The sequence below is a fragment of the Nocardia sp. NPDC051463 genome (assembly GCF_040681975.1).
In the GTDB taxonomy this organism is placed as follows: Bacteria; Actinomycetota; Actinomycetes; order Mycobacteriales; family Mycobacteriaceae; genus Nocardia.
Genome location: NZ_JBFBAB010000033.1, coordinates 57,954 through 79,954 on the forward strand (window position 1 = coordinate 57,954; position 22,001 = coordinate 79,954).

Genomic DNA, 22,001 nt, shown 5'->3' on the forward strand with positions numbered 1-22,001 from the left:
AATACCGTGAGATCTATGCAACCCGATAGTGCGTCCGTGCATCAGAGCCTGGCGACGTCCGCGCTGGATGTCGCGGTCGTTCAGTTCGCGCCGGGAACCGATCCCGCGGCGAACCTCACCGCGCTGCGTGAGCACGTCCGCGTGGCTCGGGAACGCGGCGCAAGAGTGGTGATCGCACCCGAATACTCGATGTTTGCCGTGTCTCGCCTCGACGAGCGCGTTGTGGCCGTCGCCGAACCGTTGACCGGGCCGTTCGTCACCGGCCTCGGCTCGATCGCCCGCGAATTCGGTGTGCATCTGGTGGCCGGAACGGTGGAGCAAGTGGCGGCAGGCGCGGACCGGATCCGCAATACCCTGGTGGCCTTGGCGCCCGATGCGAGTCTCGTCGCGAGGTATCGGAAGGTGCACCTCTACGACGCGTTCGGACACCTCGAATCCGACATCGTCGAACCGGGGGAGATCGAGACGCCCGCCACATTCGTCGTCGACGATGTGATGTTCGGCATGCAGACCTGTTTCGATCTCCGGTTCCCCGAGGGCAGCCGTCGCGTCGCGGCGGCGGGCGCCCAAGTGTTGGTGCTGCCCGCACAGTGGATTCCCGGCCCGTCGAAGGTGGATCAATGGACGACGCTGCTGCGCGCCCGCGCGATCGAGAACACCGTGTACGTCCTGGCCGCCGATCAGTGCGCGCCGCGTGGCGCGGGCGCGTCGATGATCATCGATCCGACCGGCAGCGTGCTTGCCGAACTCGGTGATGAGCCGGGTGTGCTGAGCGCCGGCATCGACCTCGACTACCTGGCCACAGTGCGCACCACGAACCCGAGCCTGGCATTGCGTCGATTCACCATCGCCGAGCGGGTACCGGAGTAGCGTTCTATTGGATGATCTACACCGATCGGGCGTCGGCCGGTCGTGCGCTGGGTGCTGAGTTGGCGCACCTGCGTGCGTCGGACCCGCTGGTGCTCGGGCTGCCGAGGGGCGGCGTTCCGGTGGCCGCCGCGGTGCGAGAGGTGATAGGCGGCGATCTCGATATTCTGCTGGTCCGCAAGCTCGGTGTGCCGTGGCAGCCGGAATTGGCGATGGGCGCGATCGGTGCGGGCGGGGTTCGGGTGCTCAACCCGGATGTTTTGGACCACGCGGGGATCACACCGCGGCAGCTCGCCGAGATCGAGGACTTCGAGCGCGCCGAACTCGAACGTCGCCGCCTGGTGCTGCGCGGTGACGCCGAGCCGATCGCGATGGGCGGGCGCACGGTGGTGATCGTGGACGACGGTATGGCGACCGGAGCCACCGTCGTGGTTGCCTGCCGCATCGTGCGGCAAGAACAGCCCGCGCGAATCGTGGTCGCCGTGCCGGTGTCCTCGGTGGAGGCGCTGCATCGCATCGAGGCGGAGGCCGACGAGGTGATCTGCCCGCTGGTGCCGCGCACGCTCGGCGGGGTCGGCGCTGCCTACCGTGACTTCCACCAGCTCGAAGACGAGGAAGTCACGGCCCTGCTGTCCTGACCGTGCGTCGGTCAGACCTCGGTGATGCTCTTGCGATGACGCTGGGCCAGGTCTGCGTAGAAGCCGGGGTTGAGCTTGACCCAGCCCTCAGCGGGGGTGCCCGTGATCGGCTTCTTGACCTGGGCGGGTGCGCCTGCGGCAAGGACACCCTCGGGGATCTTCGCGTGCGCGGGCACCAAGGAGTGTGCGGCGATCATCGTTCCCGCACCGATCTCGGCCATGTCGAGGACGGTGCTGCTGTTGCCGACGATGGCTTCCGCACCGACCGACGCACCGTGGAATACCACGCTGTGCGCGATCGTCGCGCCGGGGCCGATCTCCATCGGCACGTCCGGTGGTACGTGCAGTACCGCGTTGTCCTGGACGTTGGCGCGTTCCCGGATGATGATCGGGGCCAGATCCGCGCGCAGCACCGCGCCGTACCAGATGGAGGCACCTGCCTCGACCCGTACGTCACCGATCAGCGTCGCGTTGGGCGCGATGAATGCGGTCGGATCGACCTGAGGTCGTTTGCCTTCGAATTCGTAGAGGGGCACGTGCCCACCGTAACGAAGCTCACCAGCGTTCGGCGTAGGCGATCCGGCGTTCGGCCGCGGTGACCATCGGGCTCAATTGGGCGGTGAACACTTCCGCGGTCACCGGCACGATGTCCACATCTGTGCCTGTGCGTACGACGTATCGGCCGTCACCGACCACATCGATCCAGCACAGCACGCCGAACGGGCGCAGTTCGTCGTCGGCGCGGCGCAGCGAGACCACGATCTGGCCGATGCCCTCGCGCGGCCGGTTGAGCAGCCGCCGCATGCGCGACGGCGTCGATGGCCCGGCGACCGGTACGGTCACCAGGTCGCGGCTGTCCTCTTTGACCCGGTTCTGTGGCGCGGTCATCCGGGAAATCATGCCGGGGGTGTTCTCCGGCAACATCGAAACCACCCTGGCGGACAGGTTTTTCGCGGCGCCGACGAACAGCCGGATGTCACCGCCGCGGTCCGGTGTCGCGGCGGGGCGCTGCGCGGCGACCACAGCGATCTCACCGGTGGACACGCCGAGCACCCGAACGGGCCGGATCGCGGCGGCTTCGGAACTCGTATCGTCGCGCTGCCCGAATACTTCGACGCGGACCGTCGGCCGGGCCAGCAGTCGCAACGCCGCCTCCAGGTCGGCGTCGAGCGTGCGGTCGCACCACCGATTCAGTGCGGGTAGTTGCGCCGCCCGCTCAGTGGTGTCGCGGGCCGAGAGCCGGATAGCGAGGGGATAGGGAATCCGATCGCCGTCGGTGCGCGACCAAGCCAGCGCGAACTGGTCGGGCGTGAGCGTCCAGCTCACTCGTACTCGCTCCACTCGCCGAGCACCGGCGGCGTCGTCGGATCCATCGCACCGATCAATTCGCCTGCCTCGTCGGCGGGTTCGAGGAAGGTGAGATCGTCGTCGACGAAATGCAGATCATCGTCGTCCTCGTAGTCCGATTGCGCGGCCCGCTGCGGCGAGCCCGCGGATTGCCTGGGCGTTTCGGCGGCCGCGAGCGCGCCGCCCATCATGCCGCCCATCGCGCCCGCGCCTATCCCGGTGACCGCATCGCTGTTGGAGTCCTTGCGGCGCTCCTCACGCTTGCGTTCCTCGTCGGCGGCCGTGGCGTTGCCACCGGAACCGGGCACGGTCGGTGCTGCCATGGTCGCGGCGGCGACAACCGGTATGCCGGAAGCCGTTCGAGGAGCTCGGTCCGGGGTGATCGCCGCTGGTTGCTTCGCTGCTGCGGCGACGACCCCCCGCGCGGCAGGTGTCGTGTCGACGCCGCCGGTGGCAGCGGCGGCGGCGCTGCCGAGCGAACCGGCTGCCGGGGAAACCGCGGCGGGGGTCGTCTCGGCGGTTGCCGCCGGTGCGGTCTCTTCGGCCGTCCTCGACTCCGGAGTCACAGCAAGGGGAGCGGCCGTTGAGCTCTGCTGTCCGGCAAGCGTTCCCATGAGGCGGTCGGCAGCGGACGCGGGCACCCTCTGCTGCGGAGTCGATGCGTTGCCGGGTTCCTCGGATGCGGCGCCTGTCGCGTCATCAGGGAAGGCCGGTATTCCGGATCCACTGGGGATGAAGGCGTTCGCGTAGATGCTGTCCATCGCCTGCACCACATCTTGGCGTGAGTGCTCGGTGGCCTTCTGGGTGGCGGTATTGCTGGTGGCCTGCGTCGGATCGAGCAGTGCGGCCGCGAGATCTGGTGTGGCACTGGAGGGTTCGACGACCGCGGCCCGCAGGGCCTCGGCGGCGTCGCCCGCTTGGCCGAGCCGCTGCGCCACCGTCGACATCACATCGGCGAGCTGCTGTCCGGACTGCTCGAACTGGTGCACGGCATCGGCGGCCTGCTGTGCGGCACCCCCGCGCCAGCCGTCGGCGATGGTGGCGCGAATTTCGTTGTGCGCCTGCTCGACTGCCTCGGCGAGTCCGGTCGCGGAACCCTGCCACGCCTGCTTGCCCGCGGACAGCGCCGCGGGGTCGAGCAGCTGGACGCCTGCGTGGATGTCCTGATGCGTCAGGTTGTCGAAGATCTCGACGCTCGGTGCGTAGTCGGGATCGGTGCGGTGGGCTCCGCGCTCGGCGGTGCGCGGCAACTTACGCATGGGCGATCCCCGCCACTTCGGTCCGGTCGACCGCGACCGCGAGCTCGTCGTCGGCTTGCGTGTACGCCGCACCGGCCGCGCGGAAGGTGCGCGCGAGTTCCCTTGCGGCGTCGGCATAGCGCTGCAACCTGGTCACCGCGCCGTCGGCCTTGGTTTCGAAGCCGCGGCGCAGTGCGTCACCGGAGCCGAATCCGCCGAATCCGGGTAGTGAGGTCGCTGCGGTGAGCACCCGGATCTGCGCTTCGACCTGATCGGCGAGCTGTTCGTAGCGCAGGGCGCACCGTTCCGGCGCGCCCTCGGCGACCAATAGCCCGTCGATCCACAGTTCACCCTCCTCGACAGCGGTGTCGAGGGCTGTCGCTTTCGACTGCATCTCACCGTCCCCCTTCCTCATCGTGCTGCGTTCAGCTCATCGGTGTCGTGCCAACCCCACGACGACACCCTGCGCCCACTCCGTGATGTCGGCAGCGACCCGCGCGTGCACCGGCTCGTGCAGCAAATCGTGCCCGGCGTCGGCGTACTCGCGTAAATCTACCGATTCGTGGCGTCGAGTCCAGACCCTCATCGCATCGATCGGTGCGCGTCGATCCTCGACACCGTGCACCGCCAATACCGGAAGCGAACCGGGCAATGGCGATCCCGGCGCACCCGGTGCGCCGCCGCCGAGTGCGCGCTTGGGCACCCCGGACAACACCAGCCCGGCCAGTGCGCTCGGCGTCAGACTCGGAGTGCGCGGGTAGTCCGCCTCCACCGCGTTCAGATCATCGGCAGCCGATGCTGGATCGGGCACCGCCGCGCCCAGTGCGCCGAGCGCCGTGACGGCCCCGAGTGAGTGGCCCATCAGGATCAGTGGCGTGCCGGGTAGCTCGGCCCGCACCAGCTCGATCAGCATGGTCGCGTCCGCGACCAGTTCGGCCAGGGTTCCCGGGTTGTTCGGGTCGCCTTCGCTCAGCCCGTAGCCCGAGGTGTCCAGCGCCCATGCTTCTATCCCGGCGGCGCGCGCCGTGCGCGCGAAGCGGTGATAGTGCCCGCTGTGCTGCCCGATACCGGGCAGTAATACGATCACACCCGCTCTGTCGCCGTCGTTTTCGACCGGCCACTGTCGATAGTGCATACGGCCACGAGCGCCGACGAAAAAGGGCATCCACAAATAGTGCCAAATCTTGTGCGAATCAGTCGACTTCATGGCCGAATTCGCACGGTGTCTAGACTGCTGGGCGATCAGTGTTCGTATCGAGAGCCGAGGTGCCCGGGGTGCGTAGGATTCATCGTTGGTGGCCGATCGCCGCACTGGTCGCCGTCGCCTGTGGTGGGGTGCTCACCCCGTCCACGGCCGCCGCCGAGCCGATTGCCGCGTGCGCTCCCGCGCAGGCCACAACCGCCGTGCCCGCCGGTGTTCCGATCCTCGACTGGTCGGAGAACGTGGGCTACGACGCACAGGGCAATCTGTGGGTATCGCGCCTCTACCGCAATGAAGTCCAGCGTTACGACAGCTCGGGCGCGCTGACCGCGCGAGTTCCCGTCGAATATCCGGGTGCGGTGCGTCCGGGACCCGACGGACTGCTCTACGTCGTGTACGGCGATTCACCCACCAGCGTGTTGCGACCGGGCGGCGTCGTCCGCTTCGATCCCACCGCTGCCGAGCCGAAGCCCGAGACGTTCGCTTCCGGTTTCACCATGCCCAACGGTGCTGCCTTCGATCAGGCGGGCAATCTCTACGTGGCCGCGACCTCCGGTGTGATCCGCATCCGCAGGGATGGCGTCCTCGACACCGAGTGGACCGCGCGGGCGGCCGCGGCCACTGTCAACGGCATCGTCGTTCGTGATCGCTCGCTCTATCTGACCTCGAACGGCAATCCACTCGGTCGCGTGCTGCGCATGTCCATCGACGATCCGTCCGATCGATCGGTCGTCGCCGATCTGTCCTCGACGCTGCCCGGCATTCCCGACTTCGGCGACGACCTGGTCGACCGGGACGGCATTCTGTACGTCACCACCATCTCCGGCCAGCTGGTCCGTATCGACCCGGACACGAACGCCGCCTGCACGGTGCTCACCGACCAGCCCATGACCTCGGTCGCGGCGGCGCCCGGTCACCCCGACGAACTGCTTGCCGGCACCGAGGGCGGCGCGATCCTGCGCATCCGACTCTCGCGCTAGACCGAAAACACCCGCGGCAAGGTCAGCCGATCGGTGTCCATGGTGGCGCGGGAGCCCTCGCGCCGGGGCCGGGACGAAGCTCGATGTCGTGTGGGTGCAGCTCGTCACCGCAGCAATCGCACACCACTTTGGCGTGCGTGACCGCGCCACAGGTGTGGTGCACCAGTTCGGTGGGGGCGCCGTTGATCAGGCCCGTATGCTTCTCGCCCCAGGCGAGGATGGCGGCGACGACCGGATAGAGATCCATTCCGGCCGTGGTGAGGCGGTATTCGTGCAGGGCACGATGCGGGCCGGAGGCGTACTGGCGGCGTTCCATGATGCCGAAGGCGACCAGGCGATTGAGCCGTTCGGTCAGGATGTTGCGTGCGATGCCGGTTTTACGCTGATAGTCCTCGAAGGTGCGGGCGTGGAGATAGGCTGCGCGCAGGATCGCAATCACCCAGCGCTCACCGAGGACGGCTCCGGAGCGTTCGATCGCGCAATTACTCGCCAGCAGATCGTCGTGTTTCATCACCTCCAGCCTAGCCGTTGCAAAATGCAACGACGCCGCTTAGCTTCTACGCATGTTCCAAAGACGCGCGCTGGCGCTAGCGGCCATCTGCGGGAGCGCGTTTCTCGCCTTCCTCGACACCTCGATCGTCAACGTGAGCTTCCCCGACATAGCGGCGTCCTTCCCCGAGGCCGGCCGGGCCCAGTTGAGCTGGGTGCTGGATGCGTACTTCATCGCGATGGCCGCGTTGCTCGTTCCCGCGGGTGGACTCGCCGACCGGCTCGGTCACAAGCGCGTGCTGCTCTGGGGTATCGGCCTTTTCGTGGTCACCTCGATCGCCTGCGCATTGGCGCCGAACTGGCAACTGCTCGTCGGCGCCCGCTCGCTGCAGGGCGCGGCCGCGGCCGTCATCGCGCCGGTCTCGTTGGCGCTGCTGTTGCCCGAGTTCCCTGCGGAGCGACGGGCCGCGGCCGTCGGGATCTGGGGTGCGGCGGCGGCGCTCGCGGCCGGGGCCGGACCGCCGCTGGGTGGTCTGCTCATCGAGATCGCGGACTGGCGCTGGATCTTCCTGATCAACATTCCGTTCGGGCTGCTGATTCTCGCCGCGGGTTGGTCGGGGCTGCGTGAAAGCAAGGACGAGAACGTGACCGGCCTGCCCGACCTGCTCGGCGCGGCGCTGTCCGCGGCCGGACTCGGTCTGCTCGCGCTGGCGATCATTCAGGGTGACAGCTGGGGTTGGGGCAGCCTCGATACGGTGGCCTGTTTCGTCTCCGCGGCCGTGCTGATCGGCTGGCTGGTGCGCCGGTGCCTGGTTCACCCGCAACCGGTGGTCGATCCGGCGTTGATGCGGATCCCGAGCTTTGCGGTCGGGAACGTCGGTACCTTGCTGTTCGCGGTCGCCTTCTTCTCGATGATCCTCGGCAACATCCTTTTCCTCACCGGCGTATGGCAATACAGCATTCTGAAGGCGGGCTCGGCCGTGCTGGCCGGCCCATTGCTGACCACCGTCGTCGCCATCCCCGCGGGCCGCATCGCCGACCGTTTCGGCCACCGAGCGGTGATCGTCCCCGGCACCGTTGTCTATGCCATCGGCCTACTCGTCCTCCGTAGTAGCGGCGCCGAGCCCGACTTCCTCGGCACCTGGCTCCCCGGCCAGTCGCTGGTCGGCATCGGCATCGGGCTGGCGTTCCCGGCCCTCGGCGCCGCCGCGGTAGCCAATGTGCCGGCCGACCGCTACGGCTCCGCCAGCGCGGTCGGTGCCGCCTTCCGTCAGTTCGGCGCAGTGCTCGGCACCGCTATTCTGATCGCCATCATCGGCTCGCCGACCACCTTGCAAGCCGCACTGAACGCCTCGCACCGAGCATTCCTGCTCGGCATCTTCGCCGGTCTCGCCGCGGGCGTCGTCGCGTTGGCGCTGCGTCCGACGCGAGTTCAGGAGTCCGCGCCGGTGCCGGTGTCGTCGTCATGACCTCGCGCGCCGAATGCGGTTCCGCCGCAGTGGCATCAGTGCTGCGGCCGAATATTGGACAGCTCGACCACCGTGCACTCGTTCGCGCCGTCCGGTCGACGTAGATTCGTGCCGGCACTGTAGGTGGCCGCGGGTGCACCATCACTGTCGGGTGATCGGCTTGTCCGATCGCACCATTGACGCAAGTCGGATCGTCGCATGGCCACGAAGCGACGAGGCCGACCATCGGTGGCGAGACCAGCAGCCGGTGTCGGATGGCAACCACCGTGTAGCCGGGTCCACGATCACGCGGTGATGGCCGTGGTGATGCGAGCGCGGATAGTGCGCAGGTATGCGACCAATACCGGTGGCTCGTGTACCTGGAAGTCGACGCCGAGTCCGATCAGGCGGTGTGCCAACCACTCCGGGGAGTCGTCGCGGGTGGCCGCGAGCCGGCAGCGGTCGTGATTGATGACGACCACGTCGCCCGGGGCATCGCCCAGTCGGCCTGTGACCTTTTCGGCCGACGCGTGGATTGTCACGCTGACGCGGTAAGTGGGCGTGCCCCAATCGGTTCGGCGCCCGGCCACATATGCGGCGGGATCGGCCGCGGGGAGTTCGCGCGGGGTGTAGCGCGCGCCGGTGGCCTGTGGGCGTTCGATCCGATCGAGGCGGAAGACGCGCCAGTCATCACGTTCGATGTCGTGAGCGACGAGGTACCAGCGGCGGCGGGCGGCGACGAGCCCGGCCGGTTCCACGTGGCGGCGGGTTTCGGCGGTCGAGCCGCTGCGGTAGGTGAAGCGCACGCGCTCCCTGTTGGCTACGGCCGAGGCCAGTGTCGTCAGCACATCGGGGTCGACCGACGGGCCTGCGTCGTTCGGCAGCGTCATCGCGGCGCCGAGAACCCGAACTCGCCTGCGCAATGTCGCGGGGAGCACCTGCTCCACCTTGGCCAGCGCGCGCACCGACGCCTCCTCGATGCCCGCGACGGCGTATCCGGCGGCGGCTCGCAGTCCAACCGCGATGGCGACCGCCTCGTCGTCGTCCACCAGTAGTGGCGGCATCGCGGTGCCTGCGACCAGCCGGTAGCCGCCGAGCGCGCCCATCGTCGCTTCGACCGGATAGCCGAGTTCGCGCAACCGTTCGATATCGCGGCGCACGGTGCGATCGGTGACGCCGAGGCGGTCGGCCAATTCGCTGCCCGGCCATTCGCGAGGTGTCTGGAGCAGCGAGAGCAGCCGCAGTAGGCGAGCAGGGGTGTCGTTCACGATTTTCAGGATTCCACAGAGCTAGGACACAGATTGTCCTAGATGGTCCCTACCGTTCATCACGAACCGACCGACCGACCCGCAAGGAGTCAGCCTGATGGACATCGACCGCACCGCCATCCGCCCCTTCCGCATCGACATCCCGCAGGCGGATGTCGACGATTTGATCGAACGGCTTGCCCACACCCGCTGGTCGGCCCAGCTGCCCGGCGTGGGCCGAGAGCGCGGAATCCCTGTCGACTACCTGAAGGAACTCGCCGAATACTGGCGCACCGGATTCGACTGGCGGGCACAGGAAGCGGCGCTGAACGAGTTCCCTCAGTTCGTCACCGAAATCGACGGCCTCGACGTGCATTTCCTGCACGTGCGCTCACCCGAACCGGAGGCGCTCCCGCTCATCCTCACCCACGGCTGGCCGAACTCGTTCGTGGAGTTCACCAAGACCATTGGGCTGCTGACCGATCCGCGCGCACACGACCTCGATCCTGCGCAAGCGTTCCACGTCGTTATCCCCTCTGTCCCTGGTTTCGCCTTCTCCGAAGCGCCACACGAGACTGGAATGACGGTGCGCCGGGTCGCCGAGATGTGGGTGACGCTCATGGACCGCCTCGGTTACCCGCGCTACGGCACGCAGGGCGGTGACCTCGGCGCCTACGTCGCGCCGGAAATGGCGATCGACGCGCCCGCTCGGGTGGTCGGGGTACACGTCGACGGCGGCATCGGGCTGCCGACCGAGGCCGACGTGCCGACCATGTCCCTCGATGAACGGGCCGAATGGGATCAGATGCAGCAGTGGATGTCCGGCGGTATCGACCACCACGTCCTCTTGCGGGCGGCTCCACAGACTTTCGCGCACGCCTGGACCGATTCACCGGTCGGCCTGCTGGCTTGGCTCATGCAGAAGTTCGACGAATTCACGCCGCTGGCCGACCGGGCCGAAGACGTGATGGACCGCGACCACCTACTGACCAATATCAGCCTGTACTGGTTCACCAACACCGCGGGCACGTCGTCCTGGCCGATGTACAACGGTCTCGACGGCAAAGGCGCATTCACCTGGCCCACCGGTCAGCAGTTGGTCCCCACCGGTGTCTACGGCGGCGGCTCGGCACTCATGCGGCGACTTGCCGAGCGCGACAACATCATCACGCACTGGCCGGAAGGCAACACCGGCAACCATTTCGTCCCGATGGAACTTCCGGACATGCATGCCGCCGACATCAGGACCTTCTTCGCGACGCTGCGCTGAAGGCAATGGAATCGGGTGCGGTCACCACGACCGCACCCGAATTGCTACGCGGGCAACAAGATCGGAGTCGGGCGATGCGCTGATCGACCGTGTCGCCCGGCTCGATCAAGCCGGTGCGGGCGGCGCGATGCCGGGGACCTGGGAGTCGGCGGGGGCGGGTTGCGCGGCGCCTGGGTTCGGCGGCGTGCGGTCGGGAACGGCGGGCGCGGCCGGAGCGGGCGCGGGAGCATTGGGGACGGTGAAGATCCCGACCGTCGGGGTCATCACGCAGTGTGCGAACGGGTAGTCGATGATGCCCCACATCGAGGCCAGGACAGTGCCCGATCCACTCGCCACATTCTTCGACAGGCTCGGCAGGCCGTATTCGGTCCTGTCGTCGAGCACGTCGAGACCGCTGGCGCCGGTATTGATGTTGATCCAGGCGACCGTCAGTCCAGAGGCCAGTGGCGAACCCGAGTGCGCGGGCGTTGCGCTGAACCGGAGGGTGCCCGGGCTGGGGTTTGCGCCCTCGTTCTGGGTGGGCCCGTTGGCGGTGGCCGCGGCGATGATGGTGGTGATGGGCCCGTTGCTGCCACAGCCGAAGGTCGGCGCCGCATACGCGAAAGGAATGAATGTGCCCGCGACGTGAACCAGTTCGGCTACATCGACGAGCTCGGTGTACTGCTGCAGAGCGGCGACGCCCGCCTGCGCGACCGTGTCGGTTCCCGCGGTGTCGGCGAGCCGGCCGAGGCCGACGTCGACCGGCGAGGGCGCGACCGGCCCGGCCGCCGCGGTCCCGGTGAGCGCCAGCACCGCACCGATGCCGAGGGAGGTCATTGCCGCGGCCGCGCGTGCGATGGGTCTGCCGTTCACTCGTTACTCCTAGATACCGATCCCCGGGGTTCCCCTACCCACGCCCAGCAACGTACCAGCTCGGTGTTTTCGTCGGCGAGCTAACCGGTCACGGAGGTCGGGCGGGTGCGTGTCCTCCCGCTGTGACCCAGTCGGCAATGAGAGATTACCGGGGGGTAGGTTTGACTCGGACGTACGAGACACACCGGGAGATGTGTATGAAAATCAGTCTGTCCCCCGACGAGGTGGCCTTTCGCGATGAGCTGCGAAAGTTCTACCGGACCGAGATTCCCGAAGACATCCGTGAGCGCGTGAAATACGGCCGCGAACTGTCCCGCGATGACATCGTCACCGCGCACAAAATCCTCAACGACCATGGTCTGGCCGTGCCGAACTGGCCGGTGGAGTGGGGCGGCAAGGACTGGACGCCGATGCAGCGCCACATCTGGCAGGACGAGATGCAGCTGGCCTCGGTGCCGGAGCCGCTGACGTTCAACGCTCAGATGGTCGGCCCGGTGATCGCGCAGTTCGGATCGCAGGAGGTCAAGCAGCGCTTCCTGCCTGCGACCGCGGCACTGGACATCTGGTGGTGCCAGGGCTTCTCCGAGCCCGACGCGGGCTCGGACCTGGCCTCGCTGCGCACTACCGCGGTGCGCGACGGCGATTCCTACATCGTCAACGGCCAGAAGATCTGGACCACGCTCGCGCAGTACGCGGACTGGATCTTCTGCCTGGTGCGCACCGATCCGAACGCGCCGAAGAAGCAGGCGGGCATTTCCTTCCTGCTGTTCGACGTGAAGAGCCCCGGCGTCACCATCCGCCCGATCAAACTCATCGACGGCGGCTACGAGGTGAACGAGGTCTTCTTCGAGAACGTCCGGGTGCCCGCCGATCAGCTGGTCGGCGAGGAGAACATGGGCTGGACCTACGCCAAGTTCCTGCTCGGCAACGAGCGCACCGGCATTACCGGCGTCGGCCGCACCAAGGTCAAGATTGGTGTGGCGAAAGACTATGCACGCCAGACCAAGTCGGGCTCGGGCACGCTGCTGGAGGACCCGGTCTTCGCGGCGCGGATCGCCGAGCTGGAGAACGAACTGCTCGCGCTGGAGATCACCCAGCTGCGCGTGGTCTCCAACTCCGTCGAGGGCAAGCCGAATCCGGCCTCGTCGGTGCTGAAGCTGCGCGGCTCCGAGCTGCAACAGGCCGCCACCGAATTGCTGCTCGATATCGCGGGCCAGGACGCGGTGCCGGTAGACGCCGACGACATCGCCTCGCCCGGCTGGGCGCAGCGCACCGGCCCCGGCTACCTGAACTACCGCAAGACAACCATCTACGGAGGTTCGAGCGAGGTGCAGCGCACCATCATCGCCTCCACGATCCTCGGATTGTGAGGCGACACCATGGATTTCGAACTCACCGATGAACAGGTCATGCTGCGTGACACCGTCCGCGATCTGCTGGCCCGCAACTATGATCCCGAATCCCGGCTGAAGGTCACCGACACCGAGCTCGGCTGGAGCCGCGATGTGTGGCGTCAGCTTGCCGAACTCGGCGTGCTCGGCCTGAGCTTCACCGAGGAGGATGGCGGCGTCGGCGCCGGACCGGTGGAGACCAACCTCGTGCTGGAGGAGGTCGGTCGCAGGCTCGCACCGGAACCGATCCTGGACGCGGTGCTGGTGCCCGGCGGCCTGATCGCCAGGGTCGGTAGTGCCGAGCAACGTCAGCGGATCCTGCCCGAGGTGGTCGAAGGCAACAAGCTGCTCGCCTTCGCGCATGCCGAGCCCGGGGTGCGCTGGCCGTCCATCGAACTGAGCACGACTGCGACGGCGCAGGGCGATTCCTACGTGCTGACCGGCATCAAAAACCCGGTGCCGCACGGCGACTGCGCCGATGAGCTCGTGGTGAGTGCGGTGCTGCCCGGTGGCGGTGTCGGTCTTTTCCTGGTCGGTCTCGACGCCACCGGAGTGGTCCGCAAGTCCTACCGGACAGTGGACGGCCAGCGTGGCGCACAGATCGAGTTCGACAAGGCGCCCGCAGAATTGCTCGGTGACAACCTCGACGCCGCGTCGGCGATCGAGTCGACCATCGTGCACGCCCAGGCCGGGCTGTGTGCGGAGTCCGTCGGCGCGATGGAAGAGGCACTGCGGCTGAGCGCCGAATATCTGCGTACCCGTAAGCAGTTCGGTGTCACGCTGTCGAAGTTCCAGACCCTGACCCAGCGGGCGGCGAACATGTACGTCTCGCTCGAGCTCGCGCGCAGCATGAGTCTCTACGCGACGGCATCGCTGGCCGACGGCGGCGATGACGCGGTGGTCGCGTCGCGGGCCCGGTTGCAGGTCGGTCGGGCCGCGCGGCACGTCGGTCAGGAAGCGATCCAGATGCACGGTGGCATCGGAGTCACCGCAGAATACCCTGTCGGCCACTACGTGGCCCGGCTCACCGCCATCGAGCGCACGCTGGGCGGCGGCTTCGAGCACCTGCGGGTGCTGACCGCGGGGGTCGGCGACTACGACCTGGCCGAACTCTAGAACCCGGATGGCGGTGCGTGGTCGGTGAGCTCACGCACCGCCGCGGGGTATCGGATTACTCGTCGCTGTAGGGTTCGGCGGCCGGCGTTGTGGCAAGCGGCGGCGTAGGTTCGGCCGGCGGCGTAGTCGGTGCGACCGTGGGCGGCGGCGCGGTGACCGGTTCGGGGGCCTCGGTCGGGACAACCGATGGTGGTGGCGGCAGTGGACTCGTGCCGGCGTGCAATGTCGTTGTCAGCGGCGGCCGGGTGGTCGATTCCCCCGGTGCCGCCGTCGGCGGCACGGTGAAGGCCACATCCCTACGCGGTGCGTTCGGGGCAACCTTCCAGGTGGGCGAGGGCGGTATGAAGACCTTCGGCACCGTCACGCTGGAGCCTTCCCGCATTATCGGTGCGGCGTCGGCGGCGGACTTGATCGGCGGTGGTGCGACATAGGTGTCGTGTTTACCGACACCGCAGGCGCCGATCAGGACGAGTCCGAGGGAAACCGCGCCCGCGGCGACCGCCGGACCGGCGATCTTGGCCCTGCTGCTCTCCATCGGTGACACTCCTCGTGCATATCGAGTCGGGCTCACCTTAATCGAGGCCGGGCGGTCCGGCCACAGGTGAGAAATTCGCTGGCGATGCGCGGGACGGGCGCATCGTAAACATCTGTGGTTCAGATATCGAATTGATCTACTTAGCGTGTCGCGGGCACGTGTCGCGGATGAACCACGTTCCGTGGCCTAGCGTGTGATCAAAGTTACGCGTGAGGCGCCTGTATCCAGATGAGAGACGCGCGGTGCAATTTGCGCAACAGCAACACTCTGATCGGCGTCATCGAGGAGTAGATGATGGGAGCTTACTCGACAACTCCGCTGCATGCCTCGTCCGCAGCCGCTGAACCAGCGGCCCCGGCAACGGCGCAGCATATGGTGTCGAACCAGCCGGTGCGCACCCTGTCCACGATTCTTTTGCGGATATCGGGCTGGCTGATTTTCGTCGGCGGAATTGTCGGGGCTGCCCTCGGCATTGCCGGCTTACATGTCGAAATCACGGTTGCTGGACTGATTCTGGCGTGCACGGCGGGCCTGGTCCTGCTCAAGCTCCGTGCCGAAGGCGCACGGGTGGGCGAAACCGGTTGAAACGTGGAGACTTCGGTACCTGTACGGTGTGGTCGCGAAAATTACGAGCGCACATCACGTTCGGAGCTCTAGCCTGATCCGATGAAGATCGAGATCACCACGGACCCCGCGGAGTTCCGATCACGGACGGAGAAGTTCCTGCGCCGTGCCCCCTTGCGGCACACAGTGATCACCACCGGTACCGCGAACGCCGCCAGTGGCCTGGACGGCTCGAACGAGCCGTCGCGTTTCCTCTCGGCGCACGCCGAGGACGGCACAGTGCTCGGCGTGGCGATGCGCAGCGCGGGTCGCGACCTCTACCTCGGTGAGCTCGCCGACAGCTGCGTGGACGTCGTCGCAGAGGCGCTTGCCGAGATCGCGCCCGACGCAGGCGGAGTCGAGGGATCTTTCGAGACCGCCACTCGGTTCGGTGACCGCTGGAGTGCGATGCACGACGTCGGGTATCGGCACGCTTACACCACCCGCCTGTATCGACTCCGCACACTCCGGTTCCCCGAGGCCGCCGGTTCCCCGCGCCGCGCGGTCGAATCCGACATCGAACTGTGCCACGATTGGTCGCAGGCCATGCAGGTCGAGTCGGGTATGAGCCCACAGGGGTGGACCGCCACGCTCGTGGGTAAACGGATCGCGGCGGGGCGGTGGTGGCTGTGGGAGAACGAGGGCAGGCCGGTCTCGTTGGCGGCCCATCAGACGCCCGTGTTCGGCTGGTCCCGCATCGGTCCCGTCTACACGCCGCCCGCCGACCGTGGCCACGGGTACGGTGGCATTCTCACCGCTCATGTGGCGCACACGCTGCGCGCCGAGGGCATCGACGTCTGCCTGTTCGCCGATATCGACAACCCCACCTCGAACAAGATCTATCGGGCCATCGGTTTCGAGCCTGCCGGTGAATTCGTGCACTACGCATTCACCTGATAGCGACTGCGCACTAGTCCCCAATCCTGGGGAACCCTATTGTTATGGGGTTAACTCGACTGGGTGAGTTGCGATTTCGGGGTAGCCCCGGCCGCCGATGTCGATACCGCCCTCGACGCACTCGAGCGCTACCGGCAGATGTGGGCTCATCCCTACAGCGGTGCCGTCTCGCCCGACGTGCATGAGTTCGTGGCCGAGGCCAACGGCCGCAGCAATGCCGATGATCTGGTCGTCACCATTGCGGACTCCCGCGGAGCGGTCCTGCGCGCCACCGGGCCCGGCCGCAACCGGCATCTGCATACCGTGCTCGAGCTGACCAAGGATCGCGACCTGGCGGTCCTCGACGTGCAGACCGGGCATCTCTACGACCCACGCGGGCACGTCGAGGTCATGGTCACCGTCGGTGACGGGCGGACGCTGCCGTACCTCACCGCCGCGCTGCTGGAAGACCTCGTGGTCGCGGGCACCGATCCGGACGACCCCTTTCTGGTCGTAGCGCGTGACGACGACAACTACATCGGGGCGCGCCGCTACGAGTGGGTGTACGAACTCGAACACCGAGCGGGATCCGAGGCGGAGCATTTCCGGGTCTACACCACGATGCACACGGTGGTCCGTTCCGTCCTGTGGGCGTGGGCCTGCGGCGATCCCGCGTGGTCGATCGCCCTGCCCTGGCGTCGGGTCGACCCGGGATCGCCCGGGATCGAGGTGGCGTCCGGAGCGGAGATCCTGTTGGACGAACTGTCGTCCATGACAACCGGCCTGACCGTCGACCGCCTCGCGCTGCTCGATACGTTCCTATCGATGCGAGCCACTAGGGTGCCGACCCTGGATCCGGAATCGCACCTCCCGGATGACGATGCGACACAGTAGAAATCGGCCGTCATGTGGGGAGTCGTTGGAACATCGCGGCTCCCCGCATCGCCACCGCTGGTCGGTGCTGAGCACGGGCCCGCACCGCCGGTGCGCCCGCCCTCGCGGATGACGAATCCGCGTCCCGGCTCGACTCGGCCCGGGTGGCCCAGCCGCACGGTCAGTTCGACGGTGTCGCCGGGGATCGCCATCCCGATGTCCTAAGGCAGGGTCACGTCGCCGCCGACATCGCCGGTCCGTCCGGAGAACCGCGGCCTATAGCCGGAGGCGATCGGTGTGTGCGCCGACCACCCTCGGCCGTGCCGAGCAGGTACACGCGGGCGGTGAACCGGGTGTGCACCGCCGTGCTGCCCGGCTCGACGACGACCTGGCCGCGACGGATCTGACCGCGCTGCACGGCTTCGGCGCGAAGCGATTTCGCCTTTCGCCGCGAGCCGAGCCCGAGCACCGCAGTATCCGAGGGTTTCGCGTCAGTTCAGTGGTGTCGTGCGCCACCAGCGCATGGCTTTGTCGATGCTGCCCGCGAGACCGTCGGTGTACATGGCGAACTGGGCGCGATCCTTGTCGCCGGTGAAGACGGTGATGATCTTGGGTCCGTCGTTCGTGTACTTGTAGTTCGTGTACGACATGCCGCCGTTGGTATCGGTCGACTTGGTATTCGTCGGCAGGGCGTTGACCATAGCCTGCACATCAGCGGCGGATTCGTAGACGAAGATCGTGTAGAAGGGGTCGGGGTCGGTGGTCTCACCGCCGCCGTAGCAATCCCACTCGTAGAGCCACTTGCCGAAATCCGGTGAGCCGGTGGTCGGCGGCGACGGCGAGGTCGAATCGGCCGCGATGCAGTGAGCGCCGTTGTAGCCGGTATCGCCAGACTTGGACGCGGGGACCATGCGCCCGAATTCGGTGCTGATCGCTTCGATACTCGGCGTCACCGTGCCGTTGTTTCTCGACGAGGGCGACGTGGGTGTGCTGGTGCTGGCGGTCGAGGACGAATCGTCGGTGACGGCGCCGATAATGCCGAGAATCACCACGATCAGCACCACCACGCCGAGGCTGATTCCGATGATGAGTCCGGTGTTGGACTTCTGTCGCGGCGGTTGACCGTGTGGGAACGGTCGCACGCCACCACTATTCGACGGTCCGGGCGGTGTGTGGAAACCAAAGGCGGGCTGCTGGTTGGTCGGCTGCTGGTACGGGTTCGGCTGCTGGGCGTGGCCGGTCTGCATGGGCGGCGGCACCTGCGTGTGCGGGGTGGCGACGGGTGGTCCGGTCAGCGGGTGTGCCCCGCTCGTGCGCGGCCCCGGCCCGTTGGCGACCGGAAACGGTGTTGCTGTCACGGGAATCGGCGGCGCGGTCTGCGGGCGAGGTCCGCCGGTCAGGGGAACGGCGGGCCCGGTGACCGGGCGTGGCCCGCCGACGACAGGCATCGACGGCACGCTCGGATTGGTCAGGGCATGGCGTGCGGCGGCCGCGAACTCCGAACAGGAGGCGTACCTGTCCTCCGGTCGCTTGGCCATGGCCCTGGCCAGGACACTGTCCAGCGCGTAGGGCAGTCCGGGGCGGGCGCTGCTGAGCGCGGGCGGCGCGGCCTGCAGATGTCCCTGGATCACCGCGGCCGGGTTGGTAGCAGCGAATGGGCCGGTGCCGGTGAACAGCCAGAACAGTGAGCAGGCCAGCGAATACTGATCCGATCGGTGATCCAGGGTGGCGCCGGTCAGCTGCTCGGGTGAGGCATAGGCAAGCGTCGCGGTGAAGGTGCCGGTCTGGGTGAGGTGGCCGGTGTCGTCGCGCAGCCGGGCGATGCCGAAGTCGGTCAGGTACACCCGTTCGCCACGTCCCGCGCCCGAGCGGGCCAGCAGGATGTTGGCGGGCTTCACGTCCCGGTGCAGCACGCCCATGCCGTGGGCGTAGTCGAGCGCGTCCGCGGTCTCTTTGATGATCTGCACTGCCCGCTCCGGCGGCAGTGTCTTGGGATCCACGGACGCGGCATCGATGCCGTCGATGTACTGCATCGAGATCCACAGCTGCTCGTCGTCGAGACCGCGGTCGTACACCGTGACGATATTGGGGTGATCGAGCTGGGCGACCAGATCCGCCTCCCGTTCGAACCGCGCCCGCACCTCCTTGTCGAAGAACATCTCCCTGTTCAACAGTTTCAGCGCCGTCATCCGCGGTAGCCGCGGATGCTTCGCCAGGTAGACCGAACCCATGCCACCGCGACCCAGTTGCCGATCGATGACATAGCCGGCGAAAACGTCACCGCTGGCCAGCATGTCTGCTCCACTTCCCGCCACGCGCCGGGACCCACCGATGCGCGGACGTACAGCATAAGAACGCGCGATCGGCCCGACCCGTGCGCGAAAAACATCGAAACCTTAGCAGTATTCGGGCAGCTCGAGCCCGCCCATTCTATAGCGAGAAGCTATGGTGGAGGGGGTGGTTCGGGCGGGAGCCGCCCGCCGCGCCGCGCCGAATCGGGCGGTGTCGACCTGGCTGGTCGGGCTCGAATATCGGGTAGGGCAATGGTTCCCGGACGCGGCGTCCGTCGCGGTGGCAGCGGCATGCGCGGTGCCGCCGAACTCGGCGGTGTGCCGGCGGGTCCGCCTGGCATGGTGGTCCCGGCCTGCCCCTGTTGCTCCGGCGATACCTCGGTGCTGGGTGAGGTGGAAGGTGTCGGGGATGTCGTCCGCACCGCGGCCTGCGGCGCATTCTCGGTCCCCTGCGGTGCCGAATGGTTGTCCGGCACCGAATTATCTTGTGGAGCCCGGGTTTCGGGTGGCATCCGCCCAGGCCGGCGCGCGGCAGGAGACGCGGGGCGCGGTGGCTCGGACTGTGGGTGCGCGGCGTATGCCGTTGTGTTGTGCGGCGGTGTGAATTGCTGCGCGGTAGGAGTCGCGGCGTGTGGCGGTAGAACCTGCGGGTGCGCCGGATACGGCGGCGTGGGGTGTGGCGGCATGGATTGCTGTTGCGTGGCAGCAGATGCGGTGTGCGTCGGTGCGGCCTGCGGTGGTGCTGTGGATGGCCATGCAGACGGTTGCGGTACGTGGTGTGGTGCGGCGTGGTGCGGCGGTAGGCCATACGGTGCGGCCTGGTGTGATGGCGGGCCGTGCTGTGGTGCGGGGGGTGGTGGCAGCTGGTTGGTCGGCCCATGATGTGGCGGCGTCGTCCCGACGTGCGACCGGCCAGGTACGGGGTGTGCGGTGTGCGCCGATCCGTTCGGATGGTGCGGGTGTTGCGGTCCGCTGGACGAGAGTGCCCATCGGGCCGCTGCCGCGAACTCCGAGCAGCTGCCGAACCGGTCTGCCGATCGTTTGGCCAGCGCCCGCGCGAGTACCCCGTCCAGCGCGGGTGGAATGCCCGGCCTGGTATGGCACACGGACGGCACCGGTCGGTAGAGATGGCCGTTGATGACCGCGGCCGGATTGCCACCGGAATACGGGCCGACGCCGGTCAGCATCCAGAACAGGGTGCAGGCGAGCGCGTATTGATCGGCCCGATCATCCAGTGGCAGCCCGAGCAACTGTTCGGGTGCGGCGTAGGCGAGGGTCGCGGTGATCGAGCCCGCCGAGCTCAGCGTGGTATCACTGTCGCGCACGCCCGCGATGCCGAAATCGGTGAGCAGCACCCGTTCGGGCTGTCCGATCGGAGCCTTGGCCAGCAGGATATTGGCCGGTTTCACGTCACGGTGCAGCACGCCGTTCGCGTGCGCGAAATCCAAGGCCATGGCAGTGTCGTTCACGATCTGTACTGCTCGACCCGGCGCGAGAACGTTCACATCCGCGCAGGACGCGTCCGCACCGGGAACGAATTGCATGGAGATCCACAGCTGTTCGTCTTCCGCGCCGCGGTCGTAGACGGTCACGATATTGGGATGATCGAGCCGGGCGACCAGGTCGGCCTCGCGCTCGAAGCGGCCGCGGATTTCGGTGTCGCTGTAGAGCTCCGGGTTCAGCAGCTTCAACGCGGTCAGCCGCGGCAGCCGCGGATGCTTGGCCAGGTAGACGATGCCCATGCCGCCTTGGCCGAGCACGCGCTGGATGGCATAGCCCGCGAAGACGTCGCCTTTGCGCAACACAGTGGATTCACCCCCCTCATCGGGTCGAGCACCTGGATCCTACCGATGTATCTCTGTGTGCCACCTCGATGCAACAGACTCGTTGCGCGGGCATTCGGCCATCGATTCGGCCCAGGTGTCGGTCGCTCCCGGCTTGTCGGTGCCAGTCGATACAGTGACCCCATGCGCATTGGAGCACACGTCCGGCTCGACAGCGATCCGATCGGTTTCGGTGAGAAACTCGGCGCCGATGTCATCCAGCTGTTCGTTGTCGATCCGCAGAGCTGGGACAAGCCGACCCCGCATCCGCGAACCGAGGAGATCCGCGCGAGTCCGATTGATGTGGTCGTGCACTCGTCGTATCAAATCAATGTCGCGAGTCTGAACAACCGGCTGCGGATGCCCTCGCGCAACGCGGTGGCGCAGCAGGCGAAGGCCGCGGCGGATCTCGGTGCCTTCGGCCTGGTCGTGCACGGCGGCCACGTCCGGTCCGACGTCGAGATCGACACCGGAATCGATAACTGGCGCAAGCTGTTCGAACGCCAACAAGACAAGGGTGGCTTTGCGGTGCCCATTCTGATCGAGAACACCGCAGGCGGAAACCATGCCATGGCCAGGCATTTCGATTCGATCGCCCGGCTGTGGGACGCGGTCGGCGACTACGGCGCGGGCTTCTGCCTCGACACCTGCCATGCTTGGGCGGGCGGCGAAGAGCTCGTCGGCGTCGTCGAGCGGATCAAGGCGATCACCGGTCGAATCGACCTGGTGCACTTGAACTCTTCGCGCGATGAATTCGACTCCGGCGCCGACCGGCACGCCAATTTCGCCGACGGCACCATCGACCCGCAGCTACTCGCCGAGGTGTGCCGCACCGCCGACGCCCCGGTAATCCTCGAAACGCCTGCCGAAGGCGTCGCCGACGATCTCGCCTACATGCGTGGACAGGTCGGCTGAG

22 protein-coding genes are annotated in these 22,001 nt (G+C 67.3%); 11 read left to right on the top strand and 11 right to left on the bottom strand.

Annotated elements, in window-relative coordinates:
- The first annotated feature begins 15 nt into the window (after positions 1-15).
- Both AB0M74_RS30495 and AB0M74_RS30500 read left to right on the top strand, forming a co-directional pair.
- The gene (locus tag AB0M74_RS30495) at positions 16-870 is read left to right on the top strand and encodes a carbon-nitrogen hydrolase family protein (protein WP_366529750.1); all 855 of its coding nucleotides are present in this window, start codon (positions 16-18) and stop codon (positions 868-870) included.
- An 11-nt stretch (positions 871-881) separates the two neighbouring features.
- Entirely contained in the window at positions 882-1,505 is a 624-nt protein-coding gene (locus tag AB0M74_RS30500) for a phosphoribosyltransferase family protein (RefSeq protein WP_366529751.1), read from the top strand.
- Positions 1,506-1,516: 11 nt separating this feature from the next.
- Here the strand turns inward: AB0M74_RS30500 and AB0M74_RS30505 are convergent, their stop codons facing one another.
- The 5 genes from AB0M74_RS30505 to AB0M74_RS30525 are packed head-to-tail and all read right to left on the bottom strand — an operon-like array spanning position 1,517 to position 5,255.
- A complete protein-coding gene (locus tag AB0M74_RS30505) occupies positions 1,517-2,041 on the bottom strand; it encodes a gamma carbonic anhydrase family protein (protein ID WP_366529752.1) in 525 nt (174 codons plus the stop codon).
- Between the two features lie 19 nt (positions 2,042-2,060).
- Positions 2,061-2,831 carry an ESX secretion-associated protein EspG gene (locus tag AB0M74_RS30510; RefSeq protein ID WP_366529753.1) on the bottom strand — a complete coding sequence of 257 codons (771 nt, stop codon included), beginning with the start codon at positions 2,829-2,831 and terminating at the stop codon, positions 2,061-2,063.
- Positions 2,828-4,111, bottom strand: a complete 1,284-nt coding sequence (locus AB0M74_RS30515; RefSeq protein ID WP_366529754.1) for a hypothetical protein — start codon at positions 4,109-4,111, stop codon at positions 2,828-2,830. Before AB0M74_RS30515 ends, AB0M74_RS30510 begins: the two co-directional genes overlap by 4 nt.
- A complete protein-coding gene (locus AB0M74_RS30520; protein WP_366529755.1) occupies positions 4,104-4,505 on the bottom strand; it encodes a hypothetical protein in 402 nt (133 codons plus the stop codon). Before AB0M74_RS30520 ends, AB0M74_RS30515 begins: the two co-directional genes overlap by 8 nt.
- 15 nt (positions 4,506-4,520) lie before the next feature.
- The gene (locus AB0M74_RS30525) at positions 4,521-5,255 is read right to left on the bottom strand and encodes an alpha/beta hydrolase (protein WP_366529756.1); all 735 of its coding nucleotides are present in this window, start codon (positions 5,253-5,255) and stop codon (positions 4,521-4,523) included.
- A 110-nt stretch (positions 5,256-5,365) separates the two neighbouring features.
- On the opposite strand from AB0M74_RS30525, the gene AB0M74_RS30530 reads away from it, so the two are divergent.
- The gene (locus tag AB0M74_RS30530) at positions 5,366-6,271 is read left to right on the top strand and encodes a hypothetical protein (protein WP_366529757.1); all 906 of its coding nucleotides are present in this window, start codon (positions 5,366-5,368) and stop codon (positions 6,269-6,271) included.
- Between the two features lie 22 nt (positions 6,272-6,293).
- On the opposite strand, the gene AB0M74_RS30535 is transcribed toward AB0M74_RS30530, so the two are convergent.
- The gene (locus AB0M74_RS30535) at positions 6,294-6,782 is read right to left on the bottom strand and encodes a helix-turn-helix domain-containing protein (RefSeq protein ID WP_366529758.1); all 489 of its coding nucleotides are present in this window, start codon (positions 6,780-6,782) and stop codon (positions 6,294-6,296) included.
- A 52-nt stretch (positions 6,783-6,834) separates the two neighbouring features.
- Between AB0M74_RS30535 and AB0M74_RS30540 the strand changes: the two genes are divergently transcribed.
- Positions 6,835-8,229, top strand: a complete 1,395-nt coding sequence (locus tag AB0M74_RS30540; protein WP_366529759.1) for an MFS transporter — start codon at positions 6,835-6,837, stop codon at positions 8,227-8,229.
- Positions 8,230-8,513: 284 nt separating this feature from the next.
- Here the strand turns inward: AB0M74_RS30540 and AB0M74_RS30545 are convergent, their stop codons facing one another.
- Positions 8,514-9,476, bottom strand: coding sequence for a YafY family protein (locus tag AB0M74_RS30545; RefSeq protein ID WP_366529760.1), 963 nt, complete (start codon positions 9,474-9,476; stop codon positions 8,514-8,516).
- Positions 9,477-9,573: 97 nt separating this feature from the next.
- Between AB0M74_RS30545 and AB0M74_RS30550 the strand changes: the two genes are divergently transcribed.
- Positions 9,574-10,725 (top strand): epoxide hydrolase, encoded by a 1,152-nt coding sequence (locus AB0M74_RS30550; protein ID WP_366529761.1) that lies wholly within the window; start codon positions 9,574-9,576, stop codon positions 10,723-10,725.
- A 105-nt stretch (positions 10,726-10,830) separates the two neighbouring features.
- Here the strand turns inward: AB0M74_RS30550 and AB0M74_RS30555 are convergent, their stop codons facing one another.
- Positions 10,831-11,577 (bottom strand): hypothetical protein, encoded by a 747-nt coding sequence (locus AB0M74_RS30555; protein ID WP_366529762.1) that lies wholly within the window; start codon positions 11,575-11,577, stop codon positions 10,831-10,833.
- Between the two features lie 197 nt (positions 11,578-11,774).
- Between AB0M74_RS30555 and AB0M74_RS30560 the strand changes: the two genes are divergently transcribed.
- Positions 11,775-12,947 carry an acyl-CoA dehydrogenase family protein gene (locus tag AB0M74_RS30560; RefSeq protein WP_366529763.1) on the top strand — a complete coding sequence of 391 codons (1,173 nt, stop codon included), beginning with the start codon at positions 11,775-11,777 and terminating at the stop codon, positions 12,945-12,947.
- Positions 12,948-12,956: 9 nt separating this feature from the next.
- Positions 12,957-14,084, top strand: coding sequence for an acyl-CoA dehydrogenase family protein (locus AB0M74_RS30565; RefSeq protein WP_366529764.1), 1,128 nt, complete (start codon positions 12,957-12,959; stop codon positions 14,082-14,084).
- Between the two features lie 55 nt (positions 14,085-14,139).
- Here the strand turns inward: AB0M74_RS30565 and AB0M74_RS30570 are convergent, their stop codons facing one another.
- The gene (locus AB0M74_RS30570; protein WP_366529765.1) at positions 14,140-14,619 is read right to left on the bottom strand and encodes a hypothetical protein; all 480 of its coding nucleotides are present in this window, start codon (positions 14,617-14,619) and stop codon (positions 14,140-14,142) included.
- A 372-nt stretch (positions 14,620-14,991) separates the two neighbouring features.
- Between AB0M74_RS30570 and AB0M74_RS30575 the strand changes: the two genes are divergently transcribed.
- From AB0M74_RS30575 to AB0M74_RS30585, 3 genes are all read left to right on the top strand, one after another.
- Positions 14,992-15,204 carry a hypothetical protein gene (locus AB0M74_RS30575; RefSeq protein ID WP_366529766.1) on the top strand — a complete coding sequence of 71 codons (213 nt, stop codon included), beginning with the start codon at positions 14,992-14,994 and terminating at the stop codon, positions 15,202-15,204.
- Between the two features lie 81 nt (positions 15,205-15,285).
- Positions 15,286-16,119, top strand: a complete 834-nt coding sequence (locus AB0M74_RS30580) for a GNAT family N-acetyltransferase (RefSeq protein WP_366529767.1) — start codon at positions 15,286-15,288, stop codon at positions 16,117-16,119.
- Positions 16,120-16,182: 63 nt separating this feature from the next.
- Complete coding sequence (locus tag AB0M74_RS30585; protein WP_366529768.1) at positions 16,183-16,992, top strand: hypothetical protein; 810 nt, start codon at positions 16,183-16,185, stop codon at positions 16,990-16,992.
- Between the two features lie 470 nt (positions 16,993-17,462).
- On the opposite strand, the gene AB0M74_RS30590 is transcribed toward AB0M74_RS30585, so the two are convergent.
- Together AB0M74_RS30590 and AB0M74_RS30595 are read right to left on the bottom strand one after the other, a co-directional pair.
- Complete coding sequence (locus tag AB0M74_RS30590) at positions 17,463-19,265, bottom strand: protein kinase (RefSeq protein ID WP_366529769.1); 1,803 nt, start codon at positions 19,263-19,265, stop codon at positions 17,463-17,465.
- A gap of 149 nt (positions 19,266-19,414) precedes the next feature.
- A complete protein-coding gene (locus AB0M74_RS30595) occupies positions 19,415-21,067 on the bottom strand; it encodes a protein kinase (protein WP_366529770.1) in 1,653 nt (550 codons plus the stop codon).
- A 162-nt stretch (positions 21,068-21,229) separates the two neighbouring features.
- Here AB0M74_RS30595 and AB0M74_RS30600 point away from each other — a divergent pair, with 162 nt between their 5' ends.
- Entirely contained in the window at positions 21,230-22,000 is a 771-nt protein-coding gene (locus tag AB0M74_RS30600; RefSeq protein ID WP_366529771.1) for a deoxyribonuclease IV, read from the top strand.
- The last annotated feature ends 1 nt before the right edge of the window (position 22,001 follow it).